The 25,493-nt window shown below is 69.7% G+C and carries 29 protein-coding genes; 19 read left to right on the top strand and 10 right to left on the bottom strand.

Annotation, left to right across the window (positions count from 1 at the left end):
* The 3 genes from ruvA to ASC76_RS12255 form a co-directional block, all read right to left on the bottom strand.
* Positions 1-573, bottom strand: coding sequence for a Holliday junction branch migration protein RuvA (gene ruvA / locus ASC76_RS12265; RefSeq protein WP_056465873.1), 573 nt, complete (start codon positions 571-573; stop codon positions 1-3).
* Positions 574-612: 39 nt separating this feature from the next.
* On the bottom strand, positions 613-1,269 hold the full coding sequence (locus ASC76_RS12260) for a response regulator transcription factor (protein WP_056465870.1): 657 nt from the start codon (positions 1,267-1,269) through the stop codon (positions 613-615).
* A 107-nt stretch (positions 1,270-1,376) separates the two neighbouring features.
* Positions 1,377-3,248, bottom strand: coding sequence for an ATP-binding protein (locus ASC76_RS12255; RefSeq protein ID WP_056467357.1), 1,872 nt, complete (start codon positions 3,246-3,248; stop codon positions 1,377-1,379).
* Positions 3,249-3,376: 128 nt separating this feature from the next.
* Between ASC76_RS12255 and ASC76_RS12250 the strand changes: the two genes are divergently transcribed.
* The 4 genes from ASC76_RS12250 to ASC76_RS12235 are packed head-to-tail and all read left to right on the top strand — an operon-like array spanning position 3,377 to position 7,656.
* A complete protein-coding gene (locus ASC76_RS12250) occupies positions 3,377-4,345 on the top strand; it encodes a PhoH family protein (RefSeq protein ID WP_056465867.1) in 969 nt (322 codons plus the stop codon).
* 1 nt (position 4,346) lies between these two features.
* Positions 4,347-4,799 carry an rRNA maturation RNase YbeY gene (gene ybeY / locus ASC76_RS12245; RefSeq protein ID WP_056465864.1) on the top strand — a complete coding sequence of 151 codons (453 nt, stop codon included), beginning with the start codon at positions 4,347-4,349 and terminating at the stop codon, positions 4,797-4,799.
* Positions 4,796-7,024 carry a patatin-like phospholipase family protein gene (locus ASC76_RS12240; protein WP_056465861.1) on the top strand — a complete coding sequence of 743 codons (2,229 nt, stop codon included), beginning with the start codon at positions 4,796-4,798 and terminating at the stop codon, positions 7,022-7,024. Before ybeY ends, ASC76_RS12240 begins: the two co-directional genes overlap by 4 nt.
* On the top strand, positions 7,024-7,656 hold the full coding sequence (locus ASC76_RS12235; protein ID WP_056465858.1) for a trimeric intracellular cation channel family protein: 633 nt from the start codon (positions 7,024-7,026) through the stop codon (positions 7,654-7,656). The genes ASC76_RS12240 and ASC76_RS12235 overlap by 1 nt, the downstream gene beginning before the upstream one ends.
* On the opposite strand, the gene ASC76_RS12230 is transcribed toward ASC76_RS12235, so the two are convergent.
* Genes ASC76_RS12230 through hemB form a run of 3 tightly spaced genes read right to left on the bottom strand, consistent with a single transcriptional unit; the run spans position 7,646 to position 10,642 of the window.
* The gene (locus tag ASC76_RS12230) at positions 7,646-8,533 is read right to left on the bottom strand and encodes a DMT family transporter (protein WP_056465855.1); all 888 of its coding nucleotides are present in this window, start codon (positions 8,531-8,533) and stop codon (positions 7,646-7,648) included. The two genes, ASC76_RS12235 and ASC76_RS12230, sit on opposite strands and share 11 nt — an antisense overlap.
* Entirely contained in the window at positions 8,530-9,621 is a 1,092-nt protein-coding gene (locus ASC76_RS12225) for a magnesium transporter CorA family protein (protein ID WP_056465852.1), read from the bottom strand. Before ASC76_RS12225 ends, ASC76_RS12230 begins: the two co-directional genes overlap by 4 nt.
* A gap of 13 nt (positions 9,622-9,634) precedes the next feature.
* Positions 9,635-10,642, bottom strand: a complete 1,008-nt coding sequence (hemB, locus tag ASC76_RS12220; RefSeq protein WP_056467354.1) for a porphobilinogen synthase — start codon at positions 10,640-10,642, stop codon at positions 9,635-9,637.
* Between the two features lie 280 nt (positions 10,643-10,922).
* On the opposite strand from hemB, the gene ASC76_RS12215 reads away from it, so the two are divergent.
* From ASC76_RS12215 to ASC76_RS12170, 10 genes are all read left to right on the top strand, one after another.
* Positions 10,923-11,339, top strand: a complete 417-nt coding sequence (locus tag ASC76_RS12215) for a CopD family protein (protein WP_056465848.1) — start codon at positions 10,923-10,925, stop codon at positions 11,337-11,339.
* Between the two features lie 12 nt (positions 11,340-11,351).
* Positions 11,352-12,500 (top strand): VanZ family protein, encoded by a 1,149-nt coding sequence (locus ASC76_RS12210; protein ID WP_056465844.1) that lies wholly within the window; start codon positions 11,352-11,354, stop codon positions 12,498-12,500.
* Entirely contained in the window at positions 12,497-12,823 is a 327-nt protein-coding gene (locus tag ASC76_RS12205) for a ferredoxin (protein WP_056465840.1), read from the top strand. The genes ASC76_RS12210 and ASC76_RS12205 overlap by 4 nt, the downstream gene beginning before the upstream one ends.
* Before the next feature lie 2 nt (positions 12,824-12,825).
* The gene (locus ASC76_RS12200) at positions 12,826-13,452 is read left to right on the top strand and encodes an alpha/beta hydrolase (RefSeq protein WP_056465837.1); all 627 of its coding nucleotides are present in this window, start codon (positions 12,826-12,828) and stop codon (positions 13,450-13,452) included.
* A gap of 64 nt (positions 13,453-13,516) precedes the next feature.
* A complete protein-coding gene (locus ASC76_RS12195; RefSeq protein WP_056465835.1) occupies positions 13,517-14,689 on the top strand; it encodes a D-alanyl-D-alanine carboxypeptidase family protein in 1,173 nt (390 codons plus the stop codon).
* Between the two features lie 30 nt (positions 14,690-14,719).
* Complete coding sequence (locus ASC76_RS12190; RefSeq protein WP_056465832.1) at positions 14,720-15,607, top strand: D-amino acid aminotransferase; 888 nt, start codon at positions 14,720-14,722, stop codon at positions 15,605-15,607.
* 55 nt (positions 15,608-15,662) lie between these two features.
* Positions 15,663-15,938 carry a YbeD family protein gene (locus ASC76_RS12185; RefSeq protein ID WP_056467351.1) on the top strand — a complete coding sequence of 92 codons (276 nt, stop codon included), beginning with the start codon at positions 15,663-15,665 and terminating at the stop codon, positions 15,936-15,938.
* Between the two features lie 53 nt (positions 15,939-15,991).
* Complete coding sequence (gene lipB, locus ASC76_RS12180; RefSeq protein WP_371262127.1) at positions 15,992-16,603, top strand: lipoyl(octanoyl) transferase LipB; 612 nt, start codon at positions 15,992-15,994, stop codon at positions 16,601-16,603.
* 13 nt (positions 16,604-16,616) lie between these two features.
* Positions 16,617-17,612, top strand: a complete 996-nt coding sequence (gene lipA / locus ASC76_RS12175) for a lipoyl synthase (RefSeq protein WP_056465828.1) — start codon at positions 16,617-16,619, stop codon at positions 17,610-17,612.
* 24 nt (positions 17,613-17,636) lie between these two features.
* Positions 17,637-18,617 carry a hypothetical protein gene (locus tag ASC76_RS12170; RefSeq protein WP_056465827.1) on the top strand — a complete coding sequence of 327 codons (981 nt, stop codon included), beginning with the start codon at positions 17,637-17,639 and terminating at the stop codon, positions 18,615-18,617.
* A gap of 18 nt (positions 18,618-18,635) precedes the next feature.
* Here the strand turns inward: ASC76_RS12170 and ASC76_RS12165 are convergent, their stop codons facing one another.
* Positions 18,636-19,145 carry a TlpA disulfide reductase family protein gene (locus ASC76_RS12165; RefSeq protein ID WP_056465824.1) on the bottom strand — a complete coding sequence of 170 codons (510 nt, stop codon included), beginning with the start codon at positions 19,143-19,145 and terminating at the stop codon, positions 18,636-18,638.
* Between the two features lie 12 nt (positions 19,146-19,157).
* On the opposite strand from ASC76_RS12165, the gene ASC76_RS12160 reads away from it, so the two are divergent.
* Positions 19,158-19,853, top strand: coding sequence for a DUF4197 domain-containing protein (locus ASC76_RS12160; protein ID WP_056465823.1), 696 nt, complete (start codon positions 19,158-19,160; stop codon positions 19,851-19,853).
* A 3-nt stretch (positions 19,854-19,856) separates the two neighbouring features.
* Here ASC76_RS12160 and ASC76_RS12155 read toward each other — a convergent pair whose 3' ends face one another.
* The 3 genes from ASC76_RS12155 to ASC76_RS12145 form a co-directional block, all read right to left on the bottom strand.
* Complete coding sequence (locus ASC76_RS12155) at positions 19,857-21,011, bottom strand: hypothetical protein (RefSeq protein WP_056465821.1); 1,155 nt, start codon at positions 21,009-21,011, stop codon at positions 19,857-19,859.
* Positions 21,012-21,167: 156 nt separating this feature from the next.
* A complete protein-coding gene (locus ASC76_RS12150) occupies positions 21,168-21,632 on the bottom strand; it encodes a thioredoxin family protein (RefSeq protein WP_056465820.1) in 465 nt (154 codons plus the stop codon).
* 1 nt (position 21,633) lies between these two features.
* Complete coding sequence (locus ASC76_RS12145; protein ID WP_056465818.1) at positions 21,634-22,923, bottom strand: CaiB/BaiF CoA-transferase family protein; 1,290 nt, start codon at positions 22,921-22,923, stop codon at positions 21,634-21,636.
* A 37-nt stretch (positions 22,924-22,960) separates the two neighbouring features.
* Between ASC76_RS12145 and ASC76_RS12140 the strand changes: the two genes are divergently transcribed.
* Genes ASC76_RS12140 through ASC76_RS12125 form a run of 4 tightly spaced genes read left to right on the top strand, consistent with a single transcriptional unit; the run spans position 22,961 to position 25,482 of the window.
* Positions 22,961-23,491 carry a hypothetical protein gene (locus ASC76_RS12140; protein ID WP_157615590.1) on the top strand — a complete coding sequence of 177 codons (531 nt, stop codon included), beginning with the start codon at positions 22,961-22,963 and terminating at the stop codon, positions 23,489-23,491.
* The gene (locus ASC76_RS12135) at positions 23,488-24,765 is read left to right on the top strand and encodes an MFS transporter (RefSeq protein ID WP_056465811.1); all 1,278 of its coding nucleotides are present in this window, start codon (positions 23,488-23,490) and stop codon (positions 24,763-24,765) included. Before ASC76_RS12140 ends, ASC76_RS12135 begins: the two co-directional genes overlap by 4 nt.
* A gap of 29 nt (positions 24,766-24,794) precedes the next feature.
* Positions 24,795-25,244 (top strand): PTS sugar transporter subunit IIA, encoded by a 450-nt coding sequence (locus tag ASC76_RS12130; protein ID WP_056465808.1) that lies wholly within the window; start codon positions 24,795-24,797, stop codon positions 25,242-25,244.
* Positions 25,213-25,482 (top strand): HPr family phosphocarrier protein, encoded by a 270-nt coding sequence (locus ASC76_RS12125; RefSeq protein ID WP_056465806.1) that lies wholly within the window; start codon positions 25,213-25,215, stop codon positions 25,480-25,482. Before ASC76_RS12130 ends, ASC76_RS12125 begins: the two co-directional genes overlap by 32 nt.
* Positions 25,483-25,493: the final 11 nt, after the last annotated feature.

Genomic DNA, 25,493 nt, shown 5'->3' with positions numbered 1-25,493 from the left:
TCACTTGGCCAGCGCGCGCAGCGCAAGCTTGATGCCGTCGCTGACGCCCACGTCGGCCGGCAAGGCCTTCAAGGCTGCAGTGGCCTCGCGGTCGCTGTAGCCGAGCGCGAGCAGCGCCTGCTGGATGTCGCCCTGCGCGTTGCCGGCGATGCTGGTCGGCGCGGCGATCGCGTCGCCGAGCTTGCCCTTCAGTTCGAGCAGGAGCCGCTCGGCCGTCTTCTTGCCGATGCCCGGCACTTTCACGAGGCGTGCGCTCTCCTGCAGGCTCACCGCCTGAGCCAGGTCGTTGACGCTCAGGCCGGACAGGATCGACAGCGCCGTGCGCGGTCCCACGCCGGAGATCTTCACCAGCAGCCGGAAGGTCGCGCGTTCGTCGTGGGTCAGGAAACCGAACAGCACCTGCGCGTCCTCGCGCACGACGAAATGCGTCAGCAAGGTGACGCGTTCGCCCAGCGCCGGCAGGTTGTAGAAGCTGGACATCGGCACGTCGACCTCGTAGCCGACACCGTTCACGTCGATGAGCAATTGCGGGGGCGATTTTTCCGCGAGCGTGCCGGTGATGCGTCCGATCATCGACCGATTATCACCACCCGGCCCCGACCGGGCGGGCCATCAAGAGCGGCGGAACAGTCCCAGGCGCTGCGCTTCCAGCGCCGCTTCGGCGCGCGAGCTGACGTTGAGCTTGCGGTAGATCTGCTTCACGTAGTCGGCGATCGTGTGGCGCGACAGGTTCAGCTGCACGCCGATCTCGGGCAGCGTGTAGCCCTTGGCGACGCGCAGCAGGACCTCGTTCTCGCGGTCGGTCAGCGCGACGTGCGGCATGTTCTGCGGCCGCTCCTGCGGGCGCGTCTGGGCCGCGAAGTGCGAGATCACGCGGCGCGCGATCGAGGGGCTCAGCGGTGGCTCGCCCTGGCTCATGCGGTTCAGCTGCTCGGCGATCAGTTCGCGCGCCTGCTCCTTCAGCAGGTAGCCGAAGGCGCCGGCCTGCAGCGCGGGAAAGAGGTGGTCGTCGTCGTCGTGGATCGTCACGACGACCGACTGGCATTCGGGTTGCGACTCGCGCAGCGCCGCGACCACGTCGACGCCCGAGCCGTCGGGAAGGCCCAGGTCGCACAGCGCGAGGTTGAACCGGACGGCCGAGACCAGGCCGAGCGCGTCGTGCACCCGCGCGGCCTCGTGGATCTGGGCGTTCGGGAACACCTGTTTGACGAGCGCCTTCATCCACGAGCGGATTTCGGGCAGGTCTTCGAGCAGCAGGATGTTGGTCATGGGCAAACGCCTTGGTTCAATGCGCCGGTACGGCGCTGCGCCGAGGGTGCGCGCTTTTTCATCGTAAACGTGTATCGGCGAATTCCGCGGGCCTTGTAGCCCCGGGCTCACAAGGGGAGCGTGAGCCTTATCACGGTCCCATACCCGGGGCCCGATTCCACCAGGCACTGCCCCTGCATCTGCTTGGCCCGGTGCTTCATGCTGGACATGCCGTGGCCGCGGTCGAGCGTGCCGTCCAGCTCGAGCGGGATGCCCTTGCCGTTGTCCTGCACCGTCAGCCCGAACTGGCGTTCGGTGATCGCGCAGCGCACCTTGCAGTGCGACGCGCCGCTGTGCTTGATGATGTTGCTGACCGCCTCGCGCAGGATGCGGGTCGTCTGGACGAAGTCGCGCGCCGGCAGCAGCTGCTCCACTTCCTCGGACGGGCTGCGCCAGTCGGCCTCGATGTTGGCCTGGCCGAGGCGCGAGACGGTCTCGGCGCGCCAGTCGGCCAGCGCGTCGGCCAGGCGCATCGGCTTGCCGGTCAGCCCGCGCACCGACAGGCGCATCTCCTCGAGCGCTTCGCGCGCCAGCGAGGAGATGCGCTCGGACTCGCTGGTGTGCACGATCGTCAGCAGTTTCGCGCCCAGGTCGTCGTGCAGGTCGGCAGCGATGCGCTTGCGTTCCTTCTCGGTCACCTGCTCGACGCGCAACTCGGCCAGCTGCGCGAAGTTGCGTTCGATCTCGGCCGTGACTTCCTGGACCCGGCTCTCCAGGCTGTCACGGCCGTCCTCGGCCGCGCGCAGCGCCCGCGCGAAGATCTGCAGCAGCCGCACCGCCATGCCGATGAACAGCAGCGGCAGAGCGATCTGCAGCATCGGCAGGCCGGGCGAGGGCAGCAGGCCGTGCTGGAACGCGAACTCGAGCCCGAGCAGGGCCGTCACCACGCCCAGCAACGCGGCCATGGCCCAGAAGTCCTGACGCTTGCGACGCCAGGTCACCGTCAGGTGCAGCCCGATCGCGCCGAGCACCTCGAGCGTCAGCACCGCGTACCAGATGCCGGCCATCAGGAACAGCCGACCCGGACCTGCCAGCAGCAGCGTGGCCGGCAAAAGCACCCACTGGGCCGCCAGCGCGTTCTCGATCCAGCGCGAGCGCAGCCCGACGAAGCTGATCAGGAACTGCACCGCCAGCGCCACCAGCGGCGCGAACCCGGTGCAGAACAGGAACTCCATCACCCCGGTGTCCCACGGCATGTCACGCCACCAGACGCGCGCCGACAGCAGCGCCCACACCAGGCACAGCCAGCCGAAATGACCGAGATAGGCCTCGCGCCGGTTGGTCCAGCCCAACCCGATCATCACCAGGCCGAGCACGCCCAGCGCGAGGTTGACCAGTTGGACCGCGGTGACGCTCCAGAAGCGGCGCTCGGCGTACACGTCGTCCAGCAGCGCGTACGGGCCGATCTGCATGGCCGACATGCCGCCCGCCCGCTGCCGCGAGGCGACGCGTTCGAGCGAATGGCCCTGCAGCTGCACGTCGAGCAGGTTGGCCTTGTCCTGCAGCAGCGCCGCGGGCAGCGTGACCAGCTGCGGGTAGTGGCAGTTGCGCGTGACCGGCTCGCCCATGCTGCCGCCGCTGAAGAGGCGGTTGCCGTTGAGGTAGACCTCGACGTTGCTGCAGACCCGCTCGATGTACAGCGCCATCAGCTCGTGCGGGTCGACCGCGGACGGGCGGTCGAAGCTGGTGCGGTACCAGACGCTGCCCTCGAAACGGGGCCGGCTGACGGCCCAGTCGTCAGGCAGCTTGACGGTCTGCGCCAGCGGCGTGACCGCGCCCGGGGCCCCGGTGCTCTGGACTGACAGCGCCTGGCCGATCACGAGGATGCGGTCGTCGGCCGCGGCCGCCGGCAGGGCGGCGGCGAGCCACAACGCCCATGCGGCCAGCCCGTACCGGGCGAACGACCGGAGCAGGGCGAGGAGGGCGAGCGGTTTCGGCATCGACGCGCATTGTGCCGGCAAGTGTCGCGTCCGCGCGTCGCCGCAGCGGGTCGAAGCGGGCGTCGGTGTCGACAACGGCACGCTCCGGCGGGTGACAATCCGTCCCAGCCCCCCGGAAGCCGCCTGCCTTGATCCTTCGCCATTCCTTCGAACCGCGCGACAACGCCCGCCTCGCACACCTTTGCGGCAGCCTGGACGAGCACCTGCGCACCATCGAGAGTCTGCTCGACGTCAGCGTCTCGCGACGCAACGAGTTCTTCCGGGTCGAGGGCCGCAAGGCGAATGCCGAGCATGCGATGAACCTGCTGCAGGCGTTGTACGAACAGTCCCAGCGGCCGATCGACCCGCAGCAGCTGCAACTGGCGCTGGTGCAGGTCGGCGCAGCCGACGGCACCGCGCCGGCGAGCGCCGCCGGCGCTGCCGGCGACGACGCGGTGACGCTGCGCACCCGCCGGGCCGACCTGACCGGCCGCACCCCGAACCAGGCCACGTACCTGCGCAACATCCTGGCGCACGACATCACCTTCGGCATCGGCCCGGCCGGCACCGGCAAGACCTTCCTCGCCGTCGCGTGTGCGGTCGACGCGCTCGAGCGCAGCGCGGTCCAGCGCATCATCCTGACCCGTCCCGCGGTCGAGGCCGGCGAACGGCTCGGCTTCCTGCCCGGCGATCTGGCGCAGAAGGTCGACCCGTACCTGCGTCCGCTCTACGACGCGCTGTACGACCTGATGGGCGCCGACAAGGTGGCCAAGGCGTTCGAGAAGGGCACGATCGAGATCGCGCCGCTCGCCTTCATGCGCGGGCGTACGCTGAACCACGCGTTCGTGATCCTCGACGAGGCGCAGAACAGCACGGTCGAGCAGATGAAGATGTTCCTGACGCGGACCGGCTTCGGCACCAAGGTCGTGATCAACGGCGACGTGAGCCAGGTCGACCTGCCGCGCGACACGGAGAGCGGGCTGATCCATGCCGAGCGTGTGCTGCGCCGCGTCCGCGGGATCGCGACGACGCGCTTCACCTCGAGCGACGTGGTCCGCCACCCGCTCGTCGCGCGCATCGTCGAGGCCTACGACGCCGCCCGGCTGGACGAGGCCTGACGTGGCCCGACCCGCCCGCCCGCCGCTGACCTTGTCGCTCCAGTTCGCGGATCCCGCCGATCGCGCACTGGTGCCGCGGCACAAGGTCGCGCGCTGGATCCGGGCCGCGCTGGAGGTGCCCGGCGAGATCACGGTACGCGTCGTCGGCGCCGCGGAAGGGCAGGCGCTGAACCGCGACTACCGCGCGAAGGACTACGCGACCAACGTGCTCACCTTCGACTACAGCGCCGAGCCGGTCGTCGTCGCCGACCTGGTGCTGTGTGCACCGGTGCTGCAGCGCGAGGCGCGCGAGTTGAACATCCCGCTCGAGGCCCACTACGCGCACCTGCTGGTCCATGGCACGCTGCATGCTCAGGGCTACGACCACGAAGTGGACGATGAGGCACGCGCGATGGAAGCCCGCGAGACCGACGTGATGCGCTCGCTCGGGTTCGCCGACCCGTACGCGCGATGAGCCTGGGGCGCCTCGTCCTGCTGGCCTGCGCGGCCACTTGGGCGCTCGGCGCGTTCGCACAGGCGCCGGCCGCCGCGCCCGATGCGCCGCCAGCGGCCGACCGCCGACCGCGCATCGGTCTCGTGCTTTCGGGCGGCGGCGCGCGCGGCGGTGCCCACCTGGGCGTCCTGAAGGTGATGGAGGAGCTGCAGGTGCCGGTCGACGCGATCGTCGGCACCAGCGCCGGCGCGATCGTCGCGGCCTCGTACGCCAGCGGCATGCCGCTGGCGCAGATTGAGCGCGAGATGAGCGCGTTGCGCACCGCGATGCTGTTCCGCGACCTCGACCGCGGCGAGACGCCACTGCGCAGCAAGGTCAACGACGCGATCAACTACGTCGGCCCCGAGATCGGGTTGCGCGATGGCGGCATCGCGCTGCCGAAGGGCGTGGTCGCCGGCGTGTCGATCGAGGCGGTGCTGCGCCGGCTGACCGCGCGCCAGCGCGCGGAGAATTTCGACCGCCTGCCGATCCCGTTCCGCGCCGTCGCGACCGACCTGGCCAGTTCGGAGATGGTCGTGATCGACCATGGCAACCTGGCGGTCGCGGTGCGCGCGAGCATGGCGATCCCGGCGGTCGTCGATCCGGTCGAGCTCGAGGGCCGCCTGCTCGTCGACGGGGGCCTGGCGCGCAACCTGCCGGTCGACGTGGCCCGTTCGATGGGCGCCGACGTGATCATCGCGATCAACATCGGCACGCCGCTGCGCCGGCGCGACGAGATCAGCGGCATCTTCACCGTGTCCGACCAGATCTCGCGCATCCTGACCAACACCAACGTCAACAAGTCGCTCACCGAGCTCACTCCGCGCGACGTGCTGATCACGCCCGACCTGTGCGGCGTCGAGACCGGCGATTTCGATCGCCTGGCCGAGGCCGCGGTCGCCGGCGAGAAGGCCGCACGCGCCGCGGCGGCGGAGCTCGCCCGCTACGCGATGCCGCCCGCTGCCTACGCCGACTGGCGGGCCGCCCTGGTGCGCGAGCCGGCCGCGCTGCGCGGCCACCTCGACGCGGTGCGCGTGACCGGCGCGAAGCGCGTCAACCCGGAGGTGATCGCGGCGGCGATCCGCACCCAGGCCGGCGGCGAATTCGATCCGCGCGTCGCCGACGAGGACATGAAGCGCATCTACGCCCGCGGCGACTTCGAGCGCGTCAGCTACACGCTGGCGGGCGACCCCGCGGCGGGCCGGGTGCTGACGGCCGACGTGGTCGAGAAGTCGTGGGGGCCGAACTACCTGCGCTTCGGCCTGGGGCTGTCGTCGGACCTGCGCGGCGACTCGTTCTTCACGCTCGTCGGCACCCACCGCGCGACCTGGCTCAACAGCCTCGGGGGCGAGTGGCGCAACGACGTGCAGATCGGCCATGCCGACCGGCTCGCGACCGAATTCCACCAACCGCTCACGCCGGCGCAGCGGGCGTTCGTCGCGGTGCGGGGCGAGCTCGCGCGTGAGCCGTTCGACCTGTACATCGGCGGCAACCGCCTGGCCCGCTATCGCCGCGGCACCTACGGCGGCGCCATCGACCTGGGCACGCCGTTCGGCAACAGTGGCGAGGCCCGCCTGGGGCTCTACCGCGGCCGGTTGAAGCTCTACAACGACACGAGCCTGTTCAACGGCGCGCTGTTGATCCCGAACACCGAGATGGCCGGCGCCACCGCGCGGGTGCGCGCCGACACGCTCGACAACCTGCGCTTCCCGCGCGCCGGCTACGAGGCGGACGTCCAGGTCTACGCCTCGCGCCGCCAGCTGGGCGCGACCGACGACTACACCAAGCTGTCGGCCAGCGTGGGCGCCGCGTTCGCGACCGGCCCCCACTCGCTCCAGCTGCACGCGCGCGGTGCCAGGAGCCTGGGCGGATCGGCCCTGCCGGACTACGAACTGTTCAGCCTCGGCGGCTTCCTGCAGCTGTCGGGCTACCGGACCGGCGAGCTGCTCGGCCGGCAGATGACCTTCGGCCGGCTGGTCTACAACTACCGCGTCACCCAGCCCGGCCTGCTGGACGGTGCGTACGTCGGCGTCTCGCTCGAGAGCGGGCGCATCGGCGACTCCGTGACCGGCGCCGAGCGCTCGTCGCTGCGCCGCGGTGCGTCGCTGTATTTCGCGTTCGACACCCCGCTCGGGCCGGTCTACCTCGCCTACGGCCGCGGCGACGGCGGCAACCAGGCGGCCTATTTCTTCCTCGGCCAGCCGTGATGGGCGGGCTGTCGTTCCTCGACCTGGCCAACGCGGTGGCGATCGTCGCGCAGGCGATGACCGCGGCGCTGGCGGCCGGCCGGCGACGGCTCGACTGGTTCGGCGTCGCGACGCTGGGCTGCGTGACCGCGCTGGGCGGCGGCTCGATTCGCGACGTGGTGCTGGGCCACTACCCGTTGTCGTGGGTCGCGCAGCCCGCGCTGCTGCTGCTCGCGGCCGGGGCGGCGCTCGCGACCATCCCGCTCGCGCGCGTCGTGCGGCGCATGCCGCGGACCTTCCTGGTGCTGGATGCGCTCGGCCTGGTCGTCTTCACGGTGATCGGCTGCGACGTCGCCGTCGGCTTGGGGGTCGGCACGGTCGTCGCGGTGGTCTGCGGCCTGGCCACCGGCTGCACCGGCGGCGTGATGCGCGACCTGCTGTGCGGCGACGTGCCGCTGATCCTGCGCAGCGAGCTTTACGCCACCGTCGCGCTGCTGACCGCCGGTCTGTACGTGGGCGGCCTGGCGCTCGGCTGGCCGCACGATGCGGTCATGCTCGGCGCGATGTGCAGCGGCTTCGCGGTGCGGATGCTGGCGATCCGCCACGCCTGGCGCCTGCCGACCTTCTCGATCGACGACGAACCTAGGCTCTAGCGCGCGCCGGCCACAGCACCGAGGCGATCGCGGCCAGCATCAGCAGCATCGCCGCGTAGTCCTGCCAGTGCAGCTGTTCGGACAGCCACCACGCGCCGGACGCGACGCCGAGCACCGGGATCAGCATCACCGACAGCGTCGACGCGATCGGCGGCAGGCTGCGCGCCAGCACCAGCCAGATCGGCTGCGCCATGCCGAACACCAGCACCGCGTTGTAGACGATGCCGAACCACGCCGCCGGCGGCGGCGCGACCCAGCGGTCGTGGTCGAACGCGACGGCGAGCACCGTCATCACCAGCGTGGTGGCCAGCGTCATCCAGAACACCATCGCCATCGTCGGCGCGGTGATCCGGGTGCGGCGCATCTGCTGGGTGCCGAGCGCCCAGGTAGCCGCGGCGAGCAGCATGCCGCCCGCCGCCCACGGCTTGCCCGCCATCGTGCCGAGTTCGTGCCACAGCAGCAGGGCCACACCGACGGCCGCGGCGGCCACGCCGGCCCATTGCCGCGCGCTCAGCCGCTGGCCGAACAGCACCATGCCGATCACCGCGGAGAAGATCGGCATGGTGTAGCCGAGGATCGCCGCGCGGCCCGACGACAGGGCCTGCAGCGCGACGATCGCGACCGCGTACCAGATGATCATGTTGGTCAGCGTGAGCCAGCCCAGCTCCCGCCAGTCGTGCCGCTCGATGCGCAGCGGCACTTTCAGCGCGCGCGTCGCGGCGTAGAGGAACGGCAGGCCGAGCCACATCGAGACGGTGCGGAAGCTCAGCGGCGGGAAGCCGCCGATCCCGGCCTTCATCACCGGCCAGTTCAAGCCCCAGACCAGGGTCAGCGCGGCGAGCAGGAAGGCTTGGCGGCGGGTCAGCGCAAAACTCATTTGGGCGGCCGGCTCAGGTAGCGCTTGCGCCAGAAGTACACGCTGAGCCCGACGCCCAGCGCCAGCATCACGCTGAACGTGATCCAGAACGCGCGCGGGCTGTGGATGCCGGGGAGGGTGTCGAAGTTCATCCCGAAGAAGCCGGTGACCAGGTTGAGCGGCAGGAAGATCGCGGTGAGCACGGTCAGCGTGCGCATGATCTCGTTGGTGCGGTTGCTCTGCGCCGAGAAGTGCATCTGCACCGCGTTCTCGGCCGACGACTCGAGCCGGCGCACGTGAACGAGCACGCGCTCGATGTGCTCGAGCACGTCGCGCGAGCGCACCCGCAGCAGCTCGCGCTCGCGCAGCACCGCGGCATTGCCGTCGGGCGGCAGTTCGTCGAGCGCGTCGATCCATTCGGTAATCGCGGCGCGCTGGTCCTCGCAGGTGTCTTCGAGCAAGTGCAGACCGTTGCGCGAATCGAGCAGCAGTTTCCAGCTGCTCTGCTCCGGGCTCGGGCCGAACAGCTCCTGCTGCAGCTGGTCGAGCTGGCGGGTCAGCAGGCGGCGCAGCTCGAGGTAGCTGTCGACCATGTAGTTGACCATGCGCAGCGTCATGTCCGCCGGGCTGGGCGGCATGCGGGCCGCGCCGGTGCGCGTCAGTTCGCGGCTGTCGGTGCTCGGCGTCTGCTGCTGCAGCCGGTTGGCGAAGTACTCGCGCACCATGCAGTCGGCCGGGTGCACGGTCAGCAGCACGCGGTCGAACACCGCGAAGCCGACCGGGCTGGTGTCGATGCGCGTCATGGCGGCCGGCGGCGCATCGGCTGCGTCATCGTCGGCGTTGCTCGCGGCGAGCCGGCGGAACACCAGCAGGTCGTACCACGAGGTGTAGTCGAAGTGCGACGGCAGCTGCGGGTTCAGCAGGTCGGAGACGTGCAGGTCGACCAGCTGGCCGCCGGTCCAGCGCTGCAGCGCGCCCTGCAGCGTGCCGACGTTCCGTTCGAACTCGGCCCGTGCGATGCCGACCCAGAGATAGCCCACCGGTGGCGCGGCATCGGGCAGCGCCTGCAACTCGGTGAACTGGTCACCGTGGATGTGGAAGATCCGCACGCGTGTCGGTCGCTCAGCCGTTCTTCTTCAGCCAGCGCGCGGCCTCGAGCGCGAAATAGGTCAGCACGCCGTCGGCGCCGGCGCGCTTGAACGCGAGCAGGCTCTCCATCATCACCGCGTCGCCGTCGAGCCAGCCGTTCAGCGCCGCGGCCTTCAGCATCGCGTACTCGCCGCTGACCTGATAGGCGAAGGTCGGCACGCGAAACTCATCCTTCACGCGGCGCACGATGTCGAGGTAGGGCATGCCGGGCTTGACCATCACCATGTCGGCGCCTTCGGCCAGGTCGAGCCCGACTTCGCGCAGCGCCTCGTCGCTGTTGCCCGGGTCCATCTGGTAGACCTTCTTGTCGCTCTTGCCGAGGTTGGCGGCCGAGCCGACCGCATCGCGGAACGGGCCGTAGAAGGCGCTGGCGTACTTGGCGCTGTAGGCCATGATGCGGGTGTGGATGCGACCGTTGGCCTCGAGGGCATCGCGGATCGCGCCGATGCGCCCGTCCATCATGTCGCTCGGCGCCACGATGTCGACGCCCGCCTGGGCCTGGGTCAGCGCCTGGTCGGTCAGCACCGCCACGGTCTCGTCGTTCAGGATGTAGCCGCTCGGGTCGAGCAGGCCGTCCTGGCCGTGCGAGGTGAACGGGTCGAGCGCCACGTCGGTCATCACGCCGAGTTCCGGGAAGCGCTTCTTCAGCTCGCGCACGACCGTCGGCACGAGGCCGTCGGGGTTCAGTGCCTCGGCCCCGTCGGGCGTCTTCAGCGCCGGGTCGATGACCGGGAACAGCGCCATCACCGGGATGCCGAGCTGAACGCATTCTTCGGCCAGCGGCAGCAGGCGGTCCAGCGTCAGGCGCTGCACGCCGGGCATCGACGCGATGTCCTGTGTCTGCTGGGCGCCGGCGAGCACGAACACCGGCAAGATCAGGTCCGACGCATGCAGCCGGTGCTCGCGCACGAGGTTGCGCGTGAAGGCATCGCGGCGCAGGCGACGCGGGCGGTTCGACGGGAACGGGGCAGGAGTGTGCATGGGCGCGTGCGGCCGGTTGCGCAACGCCGCGCCGGGGCCGGCCCTTTACAAAACTTTGTTATAGAAACCAAGCGTTTTGGGGGTCTCCCACGACGGTAGCAAAACGCACGGCTTCTGCTAAAGTAGGTTTTGAATGATAGCCGGAAGGTTGTTGTTCCCTGCTTTTCCTCCCTGAGCAGGTGCCCGACCGTGATGACAGCGTGAAGGCATTTCAAGCCCCGGCCCCGTGCCGGGGCTTTTCTTTTCGAGGGCGCAATCGGGGCCCACACATAATCGTCCGATGCTCTGGATCAAAGCCTTTCACATCGTCTTCGTCGCGAGCTGGTTCGCCGGCCTGTTCTATCTGCCGCGCCTGTTCGTGAACCTCGCCGCGGTGCCGGCCGACAGCCATGCCGAGCGCGAACGCCTGTTGCTGATGGCGCGCAAGCTCTACCGCTTCTGCAGCCTGCTGATGATCCCGGCGCTCGGCCTGGGCTTGTGGCTGTGGCTGGGCTACGGCTTCAAGGGCGGCTGGCTACACGCCAAGCTCGTGCTCGTGGTGCTCGCGATCGGCTACCACCACACCTGCCGCGCGCTGCTGCGCAAGTTCGAGATCTTCGACAACCAGCGCAGCGAGCGCTGGTTCCGCGTCTTCAACGAGTCGGCGGTGTTGCTGTTCACCGCGATCGTCGTGCTGGTGGTCGTCAAGCCGTTCTGACCGGTCCCGCGCATGCCACGCCACCGCAGCTCCGCCACGCCGATGGCGTGGGCCTACGCGGTGCTGATCGCGTACGCGAGCCTGTACCCGTTCGTCCCGTGGCGGATCCCCGGAGTGCCGCTCTTCGGGTTCCTCGTGCTGCCCTGGCCGCGCTACTGGACCGCGTTCGATCTTGTGGCCAATCTGCTCGGCTACATCCCGCTCGGCGCGCTGGTGTTCGGCGCGGTGGTGCGCAGCGGCGGGCGGCCGGTCTCGGCACTGTGGGTCGCCTTCTCGGCGGGCACGGCCTGGTCGTTCGCGATGGAACTGCTGCAGAACTTCCTGCCGCACCGGGTGGCGTCGAATGTCGACCTGGGCCTGAATTCTCTCGGCACGCTGATCGGTGCCGCTCTGGGCTGGCGCGTGCAGATGTTCGCGGGTGTCGAGCGCTGGCAGGTCGCGCGCGACCGTTGGTTCATCGCCCGCAGTGCGGGCGGACTCGCGCTGCTGCTCCTGTGGCCGATCGGCATGCTGTTTCCGTTGCCGGTGCCGCTCGCGCAGGGCCAGGTGCTGGCGCAATTGCAGGAGGGCATCGCGGCGGTGTTGAGCGGTACGTCGGTGGCGCCCTGGGTGCAGAGCTGGGCCGATGCGGAGCTGGACCGCACGCCGCTGTCTCCGGCGGGCGAGTTCGCGTTGATCGCGCTCGGGCTGCTCGCGCCGTGCCTGGTCGCGTTCTCGGTCTCGCGCGCCGGGTGGCGGCGGCTGGTGCTGGTGTTGGGCGCGGCCGCGCTCGGTGCGCTGGCCACCACCTTGTCGACGGCACTCAACTTCGGTCCGCAGCACATGTTCGCGTGGAGCACGCCGCAGGCGCTCGCAGCCCTGGTCTTCGCGATTGTGCTGGCATCGGTGCTGGCGATGTTGCCGCGGCGCGCGGCGGCCGGCGTCGGATTGATGGCGTTGACGGCGCTGGTCACCGTGGTCGCGCAAGCGCCCGCCGACCCGTTCTTCGCGCAGAGCCTGCAGGCCTGGGAACAGGGGCGCTTCATCCGCTTCTACGGCGTCGCGCGCTGGGTCGGCTGGCTGTGGCCGTACGTCGCGGTCGTCTACCTGCTGGCGCGCCTGGGCGCGCGCGACGAGCGCGAAACCGCGGCGCCGGCGCCGCCTCCTAAAATGCCCCCATGAGCTATTACAAGCGTCACATCTTCTTTTGCCTCAATGAGCGCGACAAGGGCGAGGACTCGTGCGCCCCGCAAGGCGCTCACGCCGGATTCGACCACTGCAAGAAGCGCATCAAGGGCGAGCAACTGGCCGGACCCGGCGGCGTGCGCGTCAACAAGGCCGGGTGCCTGGACCGCTGTGCCGGTGGCCCGGTCGCGGTGGTCTATCCCGAGGCGGTCTGGTACACCTTCGTCGACAAGTCCGACATCGACGAGATCGTCGACTCGCACCTGAAGAACGGCCAGGTCGTCGAGCGCCTCCTGCTGCCGCCCAACGTGGGCCGCTGAGCTTGAATTCGCAAACGACGCGCACGACCGTCGCCGGCCCCGCCGGGGTCATCGAGTGCGCGATCGATGCGCCGGCCGGCGAGCCGCGCGGCGTGGCCATCGTCTGCCATCCGCACCCGCAGTTCGGCGGCACGATGGACAACAAGGTCGTGCAGACGCTGGCCCGCGCGTTCGTGCACCTGGGATGGCGCTGCGTGCGCTTCAACTTCCGCGGCATCGGCGGCTCGGCCGGGGCGTGGGACGAGGGTGTCGGCGAGATCGACGATGCACTCGCGGTGATCGCCGCGATGCGCGCGCCGGGCGAGTCGTTCATCCTCGGCGGCTTCTCCTTCGGCGCGTTCGTCGCCTCGCACGCGGCGACGCGGCTGGCCGCGGACGCGAAGCCGCAGCGCATGGTGCTGGTCGGCCCGTCGACGCTGAAGCAGCCGATGCCCAGCGTGCCGGCCGACACGATCGTGATCCACGGCGAGAGCGACGATGTCGTGCCGCTCTCGGCGACCTTCGACTGGGCCCGGCCCCAGGCGCTGCCGGTGATCGTGTTCCCCGGTGTCGGTCACTTCTTCCATGGTCAGCTGGGCTTGCTGAAAAACACGGTCGTGCAGGAACTGCAGCCGCGCATGCCCCTCTGATCGTCTGGTTCTCCTCGACGCGCGGGCCTGGCCCCGGGTCGCCATCTCCATCAACGGTATCTCCATGAAACGCCTCATTGCTCTCGCTCTTTCATTCGTCGTGGCGGTCGCCGCGCACGCCCAGGCGCCACAGCCGCCCGAAGTGGCCGCCAAGAGCTTCCTCGTGCTCGACCTGACCAGCAACCAGACGCTCGCCGAGCGCGACGCCGATGCCTCGGCCGATCCGGCCTCGCTGACCAAGCTGATGAGCCTGTACGTCGTCTTCACCGCGATCCACGACAAGAAGCTCACGCTTGACCAGAAGCTGCCGGTCAGCAAGCGCGCCTGGGACGAGCGCAAGGCCGGCGGCTCGCTGATGTTCATCGACACCACGATGACCCCGACCGTCGAGGAACTGCTGAAAGGCGAGATCGTGCAGTCGGGCAACGACGCCGCGGTCGTGCTGGCCGAGGCGGTCGGCGGCACGCTCGACCAGTTCGTCGCGATGATGAACCGCCAGGCGCAGGCGTTCGGCCTGAAGAACACGGTGTTCAAGAACGTCACCGGCCTGACCGAGGCCGGCCACAAGAGCACGGCCCGCGACCTCGCCGTGATCGCCACGCACATCATCCGCGACTACCCGGAGTTCTTCGCGTACTACTCGATCAAGGAATACAAGTACAACAACATCAACCAGCCCAACCGCAACCTGCTGCTGCGTCGCGACCCGAGCGTCGACGGCCTGAAGACCGGCTACACCGACGCCGCCGGCTACTGCCTGATCGCCACCGCGCAGCGCGAATTCCCGAACCTGGCCGCCAACGGCAAGGGCCCGGGCAAGCGCCGCATCCTGACGGTGGTGCTGAACACGACCTCGATGGAAGCCCGCGCCAGCGAAAGCCAGAAGCTGCTGAACTGGGGCTTCGCGGCGTTCGACACGATCCGTCTGTTCGACGAAGCGAAGGCGATCGCGACGGTACCGGTCTGGAAGGGCAAGGCGCCCGAGGCCAAGCTGGGCGCGGCCGGCGGCCTGTTCGTCAGCGTGCCGAAGGGCGAGGGCGGCAAGCTCGCGACCAAGATCGAACGGACCGACCCGCTCGTCGCGCCGCTCGAGAAGGGCCAGCGCGTCGGCACGATCAAGGTCGCCACCGCGTCGGGCACGCCGGTGCTCGACGTGCCGCTGGTCGTGCAGGAGGCCGTCGAGCAGGCCGGCATCCTGGGCCGTGCGTGGGACGCGATGCGGCTCTGGATCAAGTAGTAGTCTTCGCCTTCCTCCAGGAGTTCGACCATGCAGATGCTTCCCGACACGCTGTGCTACCTCAACGGTGAGTACGCCCCGCTGCGCGACGCGAAGGTCTCGGTGCTCGATCGCGGCTTCATCTTCGGCGACGGCATCTACGAGGTGGTGCCGGCCTACGGCGGCAAGCTGTTCCGCTTCGACGAGCACCTGGCGCGGCTCGACCGCAGCCTGTCCAAGCTGCGCATCGCCAACCCGCACGCCCGCGAGGAATGGCTCCAGCGCTGCCGCAAGCTGCTCGCCGCACTGGCCGAGAAGGGTGGCGGGCCGGACCAGCTGGTCTACATCCAGATCACCCGTGGCGTGGCGCTGCGCGACCACGTGTTCCCGGCCGACGTGACGCCCACCGTCTTCATGATGTGCAGCACGATGAAGCCGGCTACGCCCGAGCAGCGCCACGCCGGCGTCGCCTGCATCACGGCGCGCGATTTCCGCTGGGAGCGCGGCGACATCAAGAGCATCTCGCTGCTCGGCAACGTGCTGGCGCGGCAGATGTCCGCCGACAAGGGTGCGACCGAGACCATCATGTTCCGCAACGGTTTCCTGACCGAGGCGGCGGCGAGCAACGTCTGGATCGTCCACGAGGGCGCGGTGCTCGGCTCGCCGAAGAGCGAGCACGTGCTCGAGGGCATCCGCTACGAGCTGATCCGCGAGTTGTGCGAGGACGTCGGCATCGCCTACAACCTGCGCCCGATCCCCGAGGCCGACGTGCTCTCGGCCGACGAGGTGCTGCTGAGCTCGGCGACCAAGGAGATCCTGCCGGTCACCAGCCTCGACGGCGAGCCGGTCGGCCACGGCGCGCTGCGCGGCAAGCCCGGGCCGGTCTACGCGCGGCTGTTCGAGGCCTACCAGCGGGCCAAGGTGCTGCAATCGATCTGATCTGGAAAACCGCGGGCGCGGCCTCATTTGTGCCCGTATGCGAACCGACACCCTGATGCAAGACATCCCGCCCGAGCAGTCGCTGATCGAGTACCCGTCGCAGTTCCCCATCAAGGTGATGGGCCTGAACGTCGATGGCTTCGTGCATGCGATGACGACGATCGCCGAGCAGTTCGACCCGGCGTTCGACGCCGCGACGGTCGAACTGCGCCCGAGCAAGGGCGACAAATACCTGGGCGTGACCCTGCACATCACCGCCACGAGCCGCGACCAGCTCGACGAGCTGTACCGCACGCTGAGCACGCACCCGATGGTCAAGATGGTGCTGTGAGCGCGGTGCTGCGCGCGCTCGGCCGCGTCGACTACGAGCCGACGCTCGCCGCGATGCGGGCGTTCACCGAGGCGCGCACGCCCGACACGCCCGACGAGATCTGGTTGTGCGAGCACCCGCCCGTCTACACCCAGGGCCTGGCCGGCCAACCCGAGCACGTGCTGGCAGCGCACGGCATCCCGGTCGTTCAGACCAACCGCGGCGGGCAGGTCACGTACCACGGGCCGGGGCAGGTGGTCGCGTACCCGTTGATCGACCTGCGGCGGCTCGGCATCTACGTCAAGGAGTACGTCTTCCGCCTCGAACAGGCGGTGCTGAAGACGCTGGCGGATGTCGGCGTCACCGGCCACCGTGTCGCCGGGGCGCCCGGCATCTACGTCAATCTCGCCGACCCGTTCGGCCACGCCGCGCTGACGGGCCCGCGCGCCGACCCGTTCGACGGGCTCGGCAAGATTGCGGCGCTGGGCATCAAGGTCAGTCGCCACCGCACGTACCACGGCGTGGCGCTGAACGTCGCGATGGACCTGCGACCCTTCGAGGGCATCAACCCCTGCGGCTACGCCGGGCTGCGGACCGTGGACCTTTCTACAATCGGCGTTCCGGCCTCGACCGGCGAGGTGGCCGAGGCCTTCGGCCGCCACCTCGCGAACGGCCTGCGCCCCTGACCAGAAAGCGCCCATGAGCACCACGAACGTGACCCGCGACGCCGCCCCGGCGGAAGGCTACGACGCCACGGCCAAGCAGAAGTCGCAGGCCAAGACCGCGCGCATCCCTATCAAGATCGTGCCGGCGGAAACGCTGAAGAAGCCGGACTGGATCCGCGTCAAGGCCGGCTCGCCGTCGACCCGCTTCTACGAGATCAAGTCCATCCTGCGCGAGCACAAGCTGCACACCGTGTGCGAGGAAGCGTCGTGCCCGAACATCGGCGAGTGCTTCGGCAAGGGCACGGCCACCTTCATGATCATGGGCGACAAGTGCACGCGGCGTTGCCCGTTCTGCGATGTCGGCCACGGCCGGCCCGACCCGCTCGATGCCGATGAACCGGCCAACCTGGCGAAGACGATCGCGGCGCTGCGCCTGAAGTACGTGGTGATCACCAGCGTCGACCGCGACGACCTGCGCGACGGCGGCGCGGGTCACTTCGTCGACTGCATCCGCCAGGTTCGCGCGCTGTCGCCGCAGACGCAGATCGAGATCCTGACGCCGGACTTCCGCGGCCGCATGGACCGCGCGCTCGAGATCCTCAAGGCCGCGCCGCCCGACGTGATGAACCACAACCTCGAGACCGCGCCGCGCCTCTACAAGCAAGCGCGCCCCGGCTCCGACTACGCCTATTCGCTGAACCTGCTGAAGCGCTTCAAGGAATTCGCGCCGCACGTGCCGACCAAGAGCGGCCTGATGGTCGGCCTGGGCGAGACCGACGACGAGATCCTGCAGGTCATGCGCGACATGCGCGAACACGGCATCGACATGCTGACGATCGGCCAGTACCTCGCGCCGAGCGGCCACCACCTGCCGGTCAAGCGTTACGTGCACCCGGACACGTTCAGAATGTTCGAGCGCGAGGCCGCGGCGATGGGCTTCACGCACGCGGCCGTGGGCGCGATGGTGCGTTCCAGCTATCACGCCGACAAGCAGGCCGAATCGGCCGGCCTGGCCCCGAGCGCGGCCTGACCACCGCGGCGACGCACCGACGCCGTGTCCGCCTTCACGGCGCCCTTCGTCGAAGCGACGCTGCCGTGCGGCAACTGCCGCGAGCCGATGCGGCGGCTGACGCTGCCGAGCCACTACGGCATGCCGGTCGAGCTCGACGTCTGCGCCGGCTGCCACTTGGTCTGGTTCGACAGCACCGAGACCGCGCGCCTGAACGGCCCGGCGCTGCTCTCTCTGATCGGCGAGATGGCCGGCATGCAGAAGCTCGCGCACGAGGTGCTGCGCCGGGAGGCAGCGTGCCCGCGCTGCAGCGGTGGGCTCAAGACGATCCACAACCAGACCCGCTGGGGGCGTTCGCTGCAGCTCGAGTGCCTGGTGCGGCACGGCGCGTACCAATCGTTCGCGCAGTTCCTCCAGGAGAAGGGGCTGCTGCGGCCGATGTCGGCGCTCGACCGCGCCCGCCTGATCGAGCAGAACGGCCGCATCGACTGCGTGAACTGCGGCGCCGCGGTCGGGGCCAGCGACGAACGCTGCGCTTACTGCCAGTCGGTGGCCAGCCTGCTCGACGTGGCGCGGCTGGCGCGGGCGCTCGACCCCGAAGGCGCGATCGCGCCGCACCCGGTCCACGGAACCCAGGCCGAGCAGGCGGCGCTGCAATGCGTGGCGTGCGGAGCGGCGCTCCCGCCGGGCCAGTCGCTGGCGTGCGGGACCTGCGGCGCCACGCTGGCGATCAACCGGTTGGCGGACGCCCACGCGCAGGTCGATGCGCTCGCACCAGCGCTGCGCGCGCACGCCGCCAAGCCGGCGCCGGCGGTGGTGAAGCGCCGGCTCGACGCGCTCGGCGAGGACATCCCGCGCCGCCGCGCCTGGGCCGCCGAGATGGAAGCGAGCGCGCAGCGGCGCCCGGAGCCGGTCGACGACGAGTTCGACTGGAGTTCGCTGTTCAGCCGCGGCACGAACCCGGTGCGCGCGGTGTTCATCGCGCTGGCGATCTGGTTCGTCTGGTATTTCTGGCCGCGCGGCTGAACGCGCGGCGCGGCGGGATCAGCTCTCGGCGAGGAGCTTCTCGACCAACTGGTGCAGCGCCGCGAAATCGGGCTCGCCGACATAGCGCTTAACGATTTCGCCGCGCTTGTTGATCAGCACGCTCGTGGGCGTGAGCTGCACGGGGCCGAAAGACTTGGCGATCTCGCCGGTGTTGTCGATCGCCACGCCGAACGGCAGCTTGCGCGTCTCGGCGAAGTTGATCACGTAGGCCGGCGGGTTGTAGCTCATCGCCACGGCCAGCGTGTCGTAGCCGCGCGCCTTGTACTTCTCGTGCGTGGCGACGATGTTGGGCATCTCCTTGACGCAGGTGGTGCAGTCGGTCGCCCAGAAGTTCACCAGCATGACCTTGCCGTGCTGCTGGCTCAGCGTCGACTTGCTGCCGTCCAGCAACGTGTACGAGACATTCGGCGCCGGCGTGCCGCCGTTCAGTGCAGCGAACGTCAGGTAACCGCCTACGCCGAGCACGAGGGCCACAATGACGGAGGCAATGGTCTTGGCAGGTTTCACGGGAGTCTTTCAATGCAGCGTCGAAATTTTACGTCAGGCGTGTTCTCCGCGGCTGGGCTGTGGGCACTGGCGGCCTGGCGGCCGGCCGTCGCCGCCGGCATCACCGAAAGCGATGCGGCGCTGGGCGTGCGCGCGGCGCTGGAACGCGGCGCGACCTCGGCGGTGGCGCTGCTGGGTCGCAACGGTGGATTCCTCGACAACCCGAAGGTGCGCATCCCGCTGCCGGGCTTCCTGAACGAGGCGGCCAAGGTCGCGAAGTTCACCGGGCAGCAAAAGCGGGTCGACGAACTGGTGACCGCGATGAACCGGGCCGCCGAGGCGGCGGTGCCGCAGGCGAAGAATCTGCTGATCAACGCGGTCAGGTCCATGAGCGTCGAGGACGGGCGCCAGATCCTGACCGGGGGCGACAACGCCGTCACCCAGTTCTTCGCCGGCAAGACGCGCGCACCGCTGTCGATCACCTTCCTGCCGATCGTGACCCGGGCGACCGAGAAGGTGGCGCTGGCCGAGAAGTACAACGCGCTGGCCGGCAAGGCCTCGGGCCTCGGGCTGGTTCGCAAGGAGGACGCCAACCTCCAGCAGTACGTGACCGGCAAGGCGCTCGACGGCCTCTACCTCATGATCGGCGAGGAGGAGCGCAAGATCCGCCAGGACCCGGTGGGCACCGGCAGCGCCATCCTCAAGAAGGTGTTCGGCTCGCTGAAGTAGCGTTCAGAGGCTTTTCGACAGCTCGAACATCAGCATCGAAGGGAGCGACGCGGCGATCGCGTCGCGCCCGACGCGCGCCATCGACGCGCCGGCGAACCCCGACATTTCCGCGCCCTTGCCCTGTTCGACGAGCTCGATGAACACGAAGTCGGGCACCTCCGCCGCGATCTCGGCGCGGAAGTGCTGAAAGCGCGCGCCCGACTGGATCGACTCGATGATCACCGCGTGCGGCAGGCCCTCGCTGCAGAACGCCGCAGCTTCGTCGACCGAATTGACGAAGTCGATGATCAGGCTCATGTGACGCAGGGACTCGCGGATCTGCGCCCGCACGTCGCGGCGGGCGCTGATCACCAGCACGTGGCTGCCGGCGAGCGGCTGCGAATTGGCCGACGGCGCGAAGCCCTCGTTCAGCTCCATCGTGCTGACGCCGTCAATCACGCTGCTCGCGGTGCGCGGGAATTCCAGCGTCAGCAGGGTCTTGTGCGCCTCGTCGCGGCGCTCGACGATCAGGCCCATCGTCCACGCGGTCTGCTCGAGCAGGCGCCAGGTCAGCGAATCGAGGCTCGCAGGCACCGGCGCCGCGGCGTCGTCCGCCAGCGCGTCCGCCGGGCGGTGCGCGAAGCGGCAGGTCAGCAGTGCGTGGGCCGGCCAGGTCTTGATGTCGATCGCGATGTCGATCTGCGACTGCGCATTGGCCAGCGCCCAGTCCACCGTCGAATTCAGCAGGCTGAACAGCAGCGACGCATCGACGATGACCTCGACCGGCTTGAGCACCGGCCTGACGACAAGACCCCGGGCAGTGGTCTCGCGGGTGCGGTGCGCGATCACCCCGTGCAACACGTCGGCGAGCTGGAGCCGCTCGTGCGACTGGCGCAGGCGACCGGACGCGAAGCGCGTCAGCTGCTGGCCGATCATGCCGGCCTGGCGTGCGGCCTCGACCTCGTCGCGCAGGGCGCGCAGCGCGGCGCGGTCGATGCGGCCGGTGCTGGTCAGTGCATTGATGCGCTCGAGCGCCGCGGTCAACGGCGCGGCCACTTCGGCACCGATCTGCGACACGAGGTCGTGCCAGCGCTCGTGCTCCGCGGGCGAACCGTCGCCCGGAAGCGTGTGCGCGGTGTCGCGAGAGGCCGTGACGCGCGCCGTTTGGGGCATCCCCATGGGTGTTCCTTGTCTTGTTCGCCTGGCGATTCGTCACAGCCCCAGCGGGGGCAGGCGTTACAAGGAGTTTCGGGCGGCTCGCGATCCGGCGCCAGCCCCGAGTTCGCTATTTTTCGGGTCCAGGGGGGTAAAGATGTCACGCTTGGGTGGTCGGATTCAGCGTTGGCGAGACAGGACGCTGCGCGCCGTCACGATTCGTTGATCCAGGTAGGCGCCGTAGAAGTCCGGCACTCCGGCCCCGACGAGACGCTCCGCGAGTTCGTCGCCGCGCGGGCCGAGGAACAGCACGGTGGGCGTGAAACGGGCCTCCCGCGCCCGCGCCCAGGCGTCGTGGGTGCGGGCGGCGCCGTCGAAGTCGACCAGCGGACGGTCGCTGCCCACGTCGATCTGCACCACGCCGCCGCCGGCAGCCAGCGGCGCGAGGTGAGCGCGCCGGATCCGCTCGCAATACGGACAGCCCGGCAGGCTGACAAGCACGATCAGCGCTTCGCCGCGGCCGGCGGCGGCTTGCGCCTCGGCCCGCAGGGAAGCCGGGCGCGGCAGCGCCGTCTCCTGGGCCGACGCGACCAGCGGCAGCGCGGCGGCCAGCGCCAGGCAGCGGCGGCGCGTCCACTGCGCCATGTCAGATCGCCCGGGCCGCGCGCAGGGCCTTGATCGCCGCGTCGTCCAGATCGAACTCGCGCAGCACCTCGATCGTGTGCTCGCCGAGCAGCGGGGGCGGGCGGCGGTACTGCACGGGGGTGGCCGAGAACTTCATCGGGCTGGCGACCAGCCGGACGCGCCCCGCCTGCGGATGGGGCATCTCGACCGTCATGCCGCGCTGTGCGACCTGGGGATCGGCGAACACGTCGTCCAGGTCGTTGATCGGGCCGCACGGCACCTTGGCCGCCTCGAGCGACTCGAGCCAGTCGGCCCGCGTGCGCGCCTTCATCAGCGCCGCCAGCAGCGGCACCAGTTCCGTGCGGTGGCGCACGCGGTCGGCGTTGCGGGCATAGCGCGGGTCGCGCGCGAGCTGCGGCTGTCCGGCGACCTCGCAGAACTTGACGAACTGGCTGTCGTTGCCGACCGCCAGGATCATGTGGCCGTCACGGACCTCGAACACCTGGTACGGCACGATATTCTGGTGCGCGTTGCCGACCCGCTGCGGCGCGACGCCGGTGGTCAGGTAGTTGGCGCCGAGGTTCGCGAGCATCGCGACCTGGGTATCGAGCAGGGCCATGTCGATCGCCTGGCCGACACCGGTGAGATCGCGGTGGCGCAGCGCGGCGAGGATCGCGGTGGTCGCGTACATGCCGGTGAACAGGTCGGCCACCGCCACGCCGACTTTCTGCGGGCCGCCACCGGGGGCATCGTCCGCGATCTCGGCGCGCGACGGGCCGGTCACGCTCATCAGACCGCCCATGCCCTGGATCGCATAGTCGTAGCCGGCGCGCTCGCGGTAAGGACCGGTCTGGCCGAAGCCGGTGACGGAGCAGTAGATCAGCCGCGGGTTGAGGGCGCTGAGGCTGGCGTGATCGAGGCCATAGCGGGCCATGTCGCCGACCTTGTAGTTCTCGACGAAGACGTCGCTGCGCAGGGCCATGCGACGGATCAGTGCCTGGCCCTCGGGCCGCGCGATGTCGACGGTGATCGAGCGCTTGTTGCGGTTGGTGCCGAGGTAGTAGGCGGCCTCCAGTGTGTCGGCGCCGTGCTCGTCCTTCAGGAACGGCGGACCCCAGCCGCGGGTGTCGTCGCCGCCGCTGCGGCGTCCGTCGGCACCGACCGTGGCGGGGCGCTCGACCTTGATCACGTCGGCGCCGAGATCGGCCAGCGTCTGCGTGCACCAGGGGCCGGCCAGCACCCGCGACAGGTCGAGCACGCGCACGCCGGACAGCGGCTGCGCGGAGGCGGAAGGAGTGGCTTCGGTCGTCATGCCGACGATTGTGGAGCAGCGTCGGGATAATGCCGTGATGCGCCTCCGCCGTCTCCACGCCGCTTTGATCGCCCTCGCCGCGGGGGCTGGGGCGGGCTGTTCGCCAGCCCTCGACTGGCGCGAGTTCGTGCCCGAGGGGACCGACCTGACGGTGAGTTTTCCGTGCCGCCCGGATCGCGTCGCCCGCCCGGTCATGCTGGCTGGTGCGGCCGCGCCGATGCAGATGCTGGCCTGCAGCGCCGGCGAGGCGACCTTCGCGCTGGCGTTCGTCGACGTCGACGATCCGGCGCGCGTCGCCGAGACGCTGACCGCGTTGCGCCAGCTCGCGGTAGGCAACCTGCAAGGCGCGGCGCCGCAGCTGTCGCCGCTGCAGATCCGCGGCATGACGCCCAACGCACAGGCGACCCGGCTGAGCGTGTCCGGGCGCCTGCCCGACGGCGCCGCGGTCCAGGAGCATGCGGCGTTCTTCGTGCGCGGCCGGCGCGTCTACCAGGCCAGCGTGATAGGCACGCAGCCGCCGCCCGCTGCAGTCGATGCGTTCATTGCCGGGCTGAAGTTCCCCGCATGAGCGGCGCTGCGGCCGCGGTCAACCACGCCTCGTCGCGCGTCGCCGGCCGCCAGGCGGTCGCGGTGTTCCTGATCTTCGCGTTCAGCTACTTCATCTCGGCACTGGTTCGCGGCGTGACCGCGACGCTGGCGCCGTTGTTCACGGCCGAGCTCGGCCTCACGGCAGGCGACCTCGGGCTGCTCGGCGGCGCGTTCTTCCTCGGCTTCGCGACGACGCAACTGCCGCTGGGCCGCGCGCTCGACCGCGTCGGCCCGAAGCGCGTGCAGCTGGGATTCCTCGCGGTGGCCGTGATCGGCAGCGCCGCCTTCGCGCTGGCGCACGACTTTCTCGGCCTGGCGCTGGCGCGGGCGCTGATCGGTGTTGGCGTGAGTGCCTGCCTGATGGCGCCGCTGACGGCGTTCCGGCGCAGCTTTGACCCCGTGGCGCAGCTGCGCGCCAACTCGTGGATGCTGATGTCCGGCTCGGTGGGGATGGTCGCGTCGACCCTGCCGGTCCAGTGGCTGCTCCCGACCCTGGGCTGGCGCGGGCTGTTCTGGGCGATCGCGGCGTGGATGGTGTTGTCGATGCTGGCGATTGCGCGTTTCGTGCCGCCTGATGCGCCGGCGGTCGTCCCGGCGAGCGCCGGCGGGGCCGGGACAGCAGTGAGCGGGAGCTATGCCGCGGTGTGGCGCCACCCGACATTCCTGCGGCTCGCGCCGATGGGCTTCTTTCACTATGGCGGCTTGATCGCCGTGCAATCGCTGTGGGCCGGGCCGTGGCTGATCGAGGTCTGCGGGTGGACGGCCGCGCAGGCCGCCCAGGGGCTGTTCACGATCAATATGGCGATGCTGTTGAGCTTCATGGCCTGGGGCAGCTTCGTGCCGCGGCTGTACGCGCGGGGGTGGTCGGCACAGCGCCTGATCGCCGTCGGCGCGCCTCTGAGCCTCGTCGCGCTCGGGCTGGCGATCGGCCTGGGGAGCGCAGCGGGTGCATGGGTCTGGGTGCTGTTTTGCGTCGGTTGTTCGGTCGTGTCGCTGTCGCAGCCGGCGGTCGGGCTCGCGCTGCCGGCGGATCTCGCCGGGCGGGCGCTGTCGGCCTACAACCTGGTGATCTTCCTCGGCGTGTTCAGCCTGCAGTGGGGAATCGGGATCGCGATCGACCTGCTGCGCGCCGCGGGGTGGGAGACCCTGTCGGCCTACCGGGGTGGTTTTGCGTTGTTACTGATGTGCTGCGTCGCCTCCTATGTGTGGTTTTTGTGTCGGGCCGAGCCTTCGCCGCCCGCGAAACCTCATTGACCACTGTGAACTGCCGATAATTTGTCGCCATGCCCGGACTGATGATCATCGCCCATGCGCCATTTGCGTCCGCGCTGAAGGCCGTGGCCGAGCACACGTTCCCGGACTGCTCCCGACTGCTCGAAGCGCTCGATGTCGCGCCGGATACGCCGATCGAAGAGGTCGAGGCCCAGGCTAGGGCGATGCTGGCGCGGGTGCGTCACCCCGATGCGCTGATCTTCACCGATGTGTTCGGTGCGACCCCCTGCAATGTCGCGCAGCGCCTGGGTGACGGCACGCAGGTGCGAGTGATCGCCGGCGTCAACGTCCCCATGCTCTGGCGCGCGCTCTGTTACGCCACCGAACCGCTCGAGGCGGTGGTGATGCGCGCCGTGTCGGGTGCGACGCAGGGCGTGATGCAGGTCGCGACCTCCAAACCGCAGAACCAGACCCTCAAACCGGGCGGAAATGATCAAGCAAAGCATCACCATCAGCAATAAGCTCGGGCTCCACGCCCGGGCCTCGGCCAAGCTGACCAAGCTCGCCGGCAGCTTCAAGAGCGACGTGTTCATGTCTCGCAACGACCGCCGGGTCAACGCCAAGAGCATCATGGGTGTGATGATGCTTGCCGCGGGCGTTGGCAGCGTCGTCGAACTCGAGGTCGATGGGCCCGACGAACAGGCCGCGATGGCGGGGCTGATCGCGCTGATCAACGACAAGTTCGGCGAAGGTCAATAGCCGCCTGCTGG

Source organism: Rhizobacter sp. Root404 (assembly GCF_001425865.1).
GTDB lineage: Bacteria > Pseudomonadota > Gammaproteobacteria > Burkholderiales > Burkholderiaceae_C > LMDS01.
This window is presented reverse-complemented; position numbering and strand designations above follow the sequence as displayed.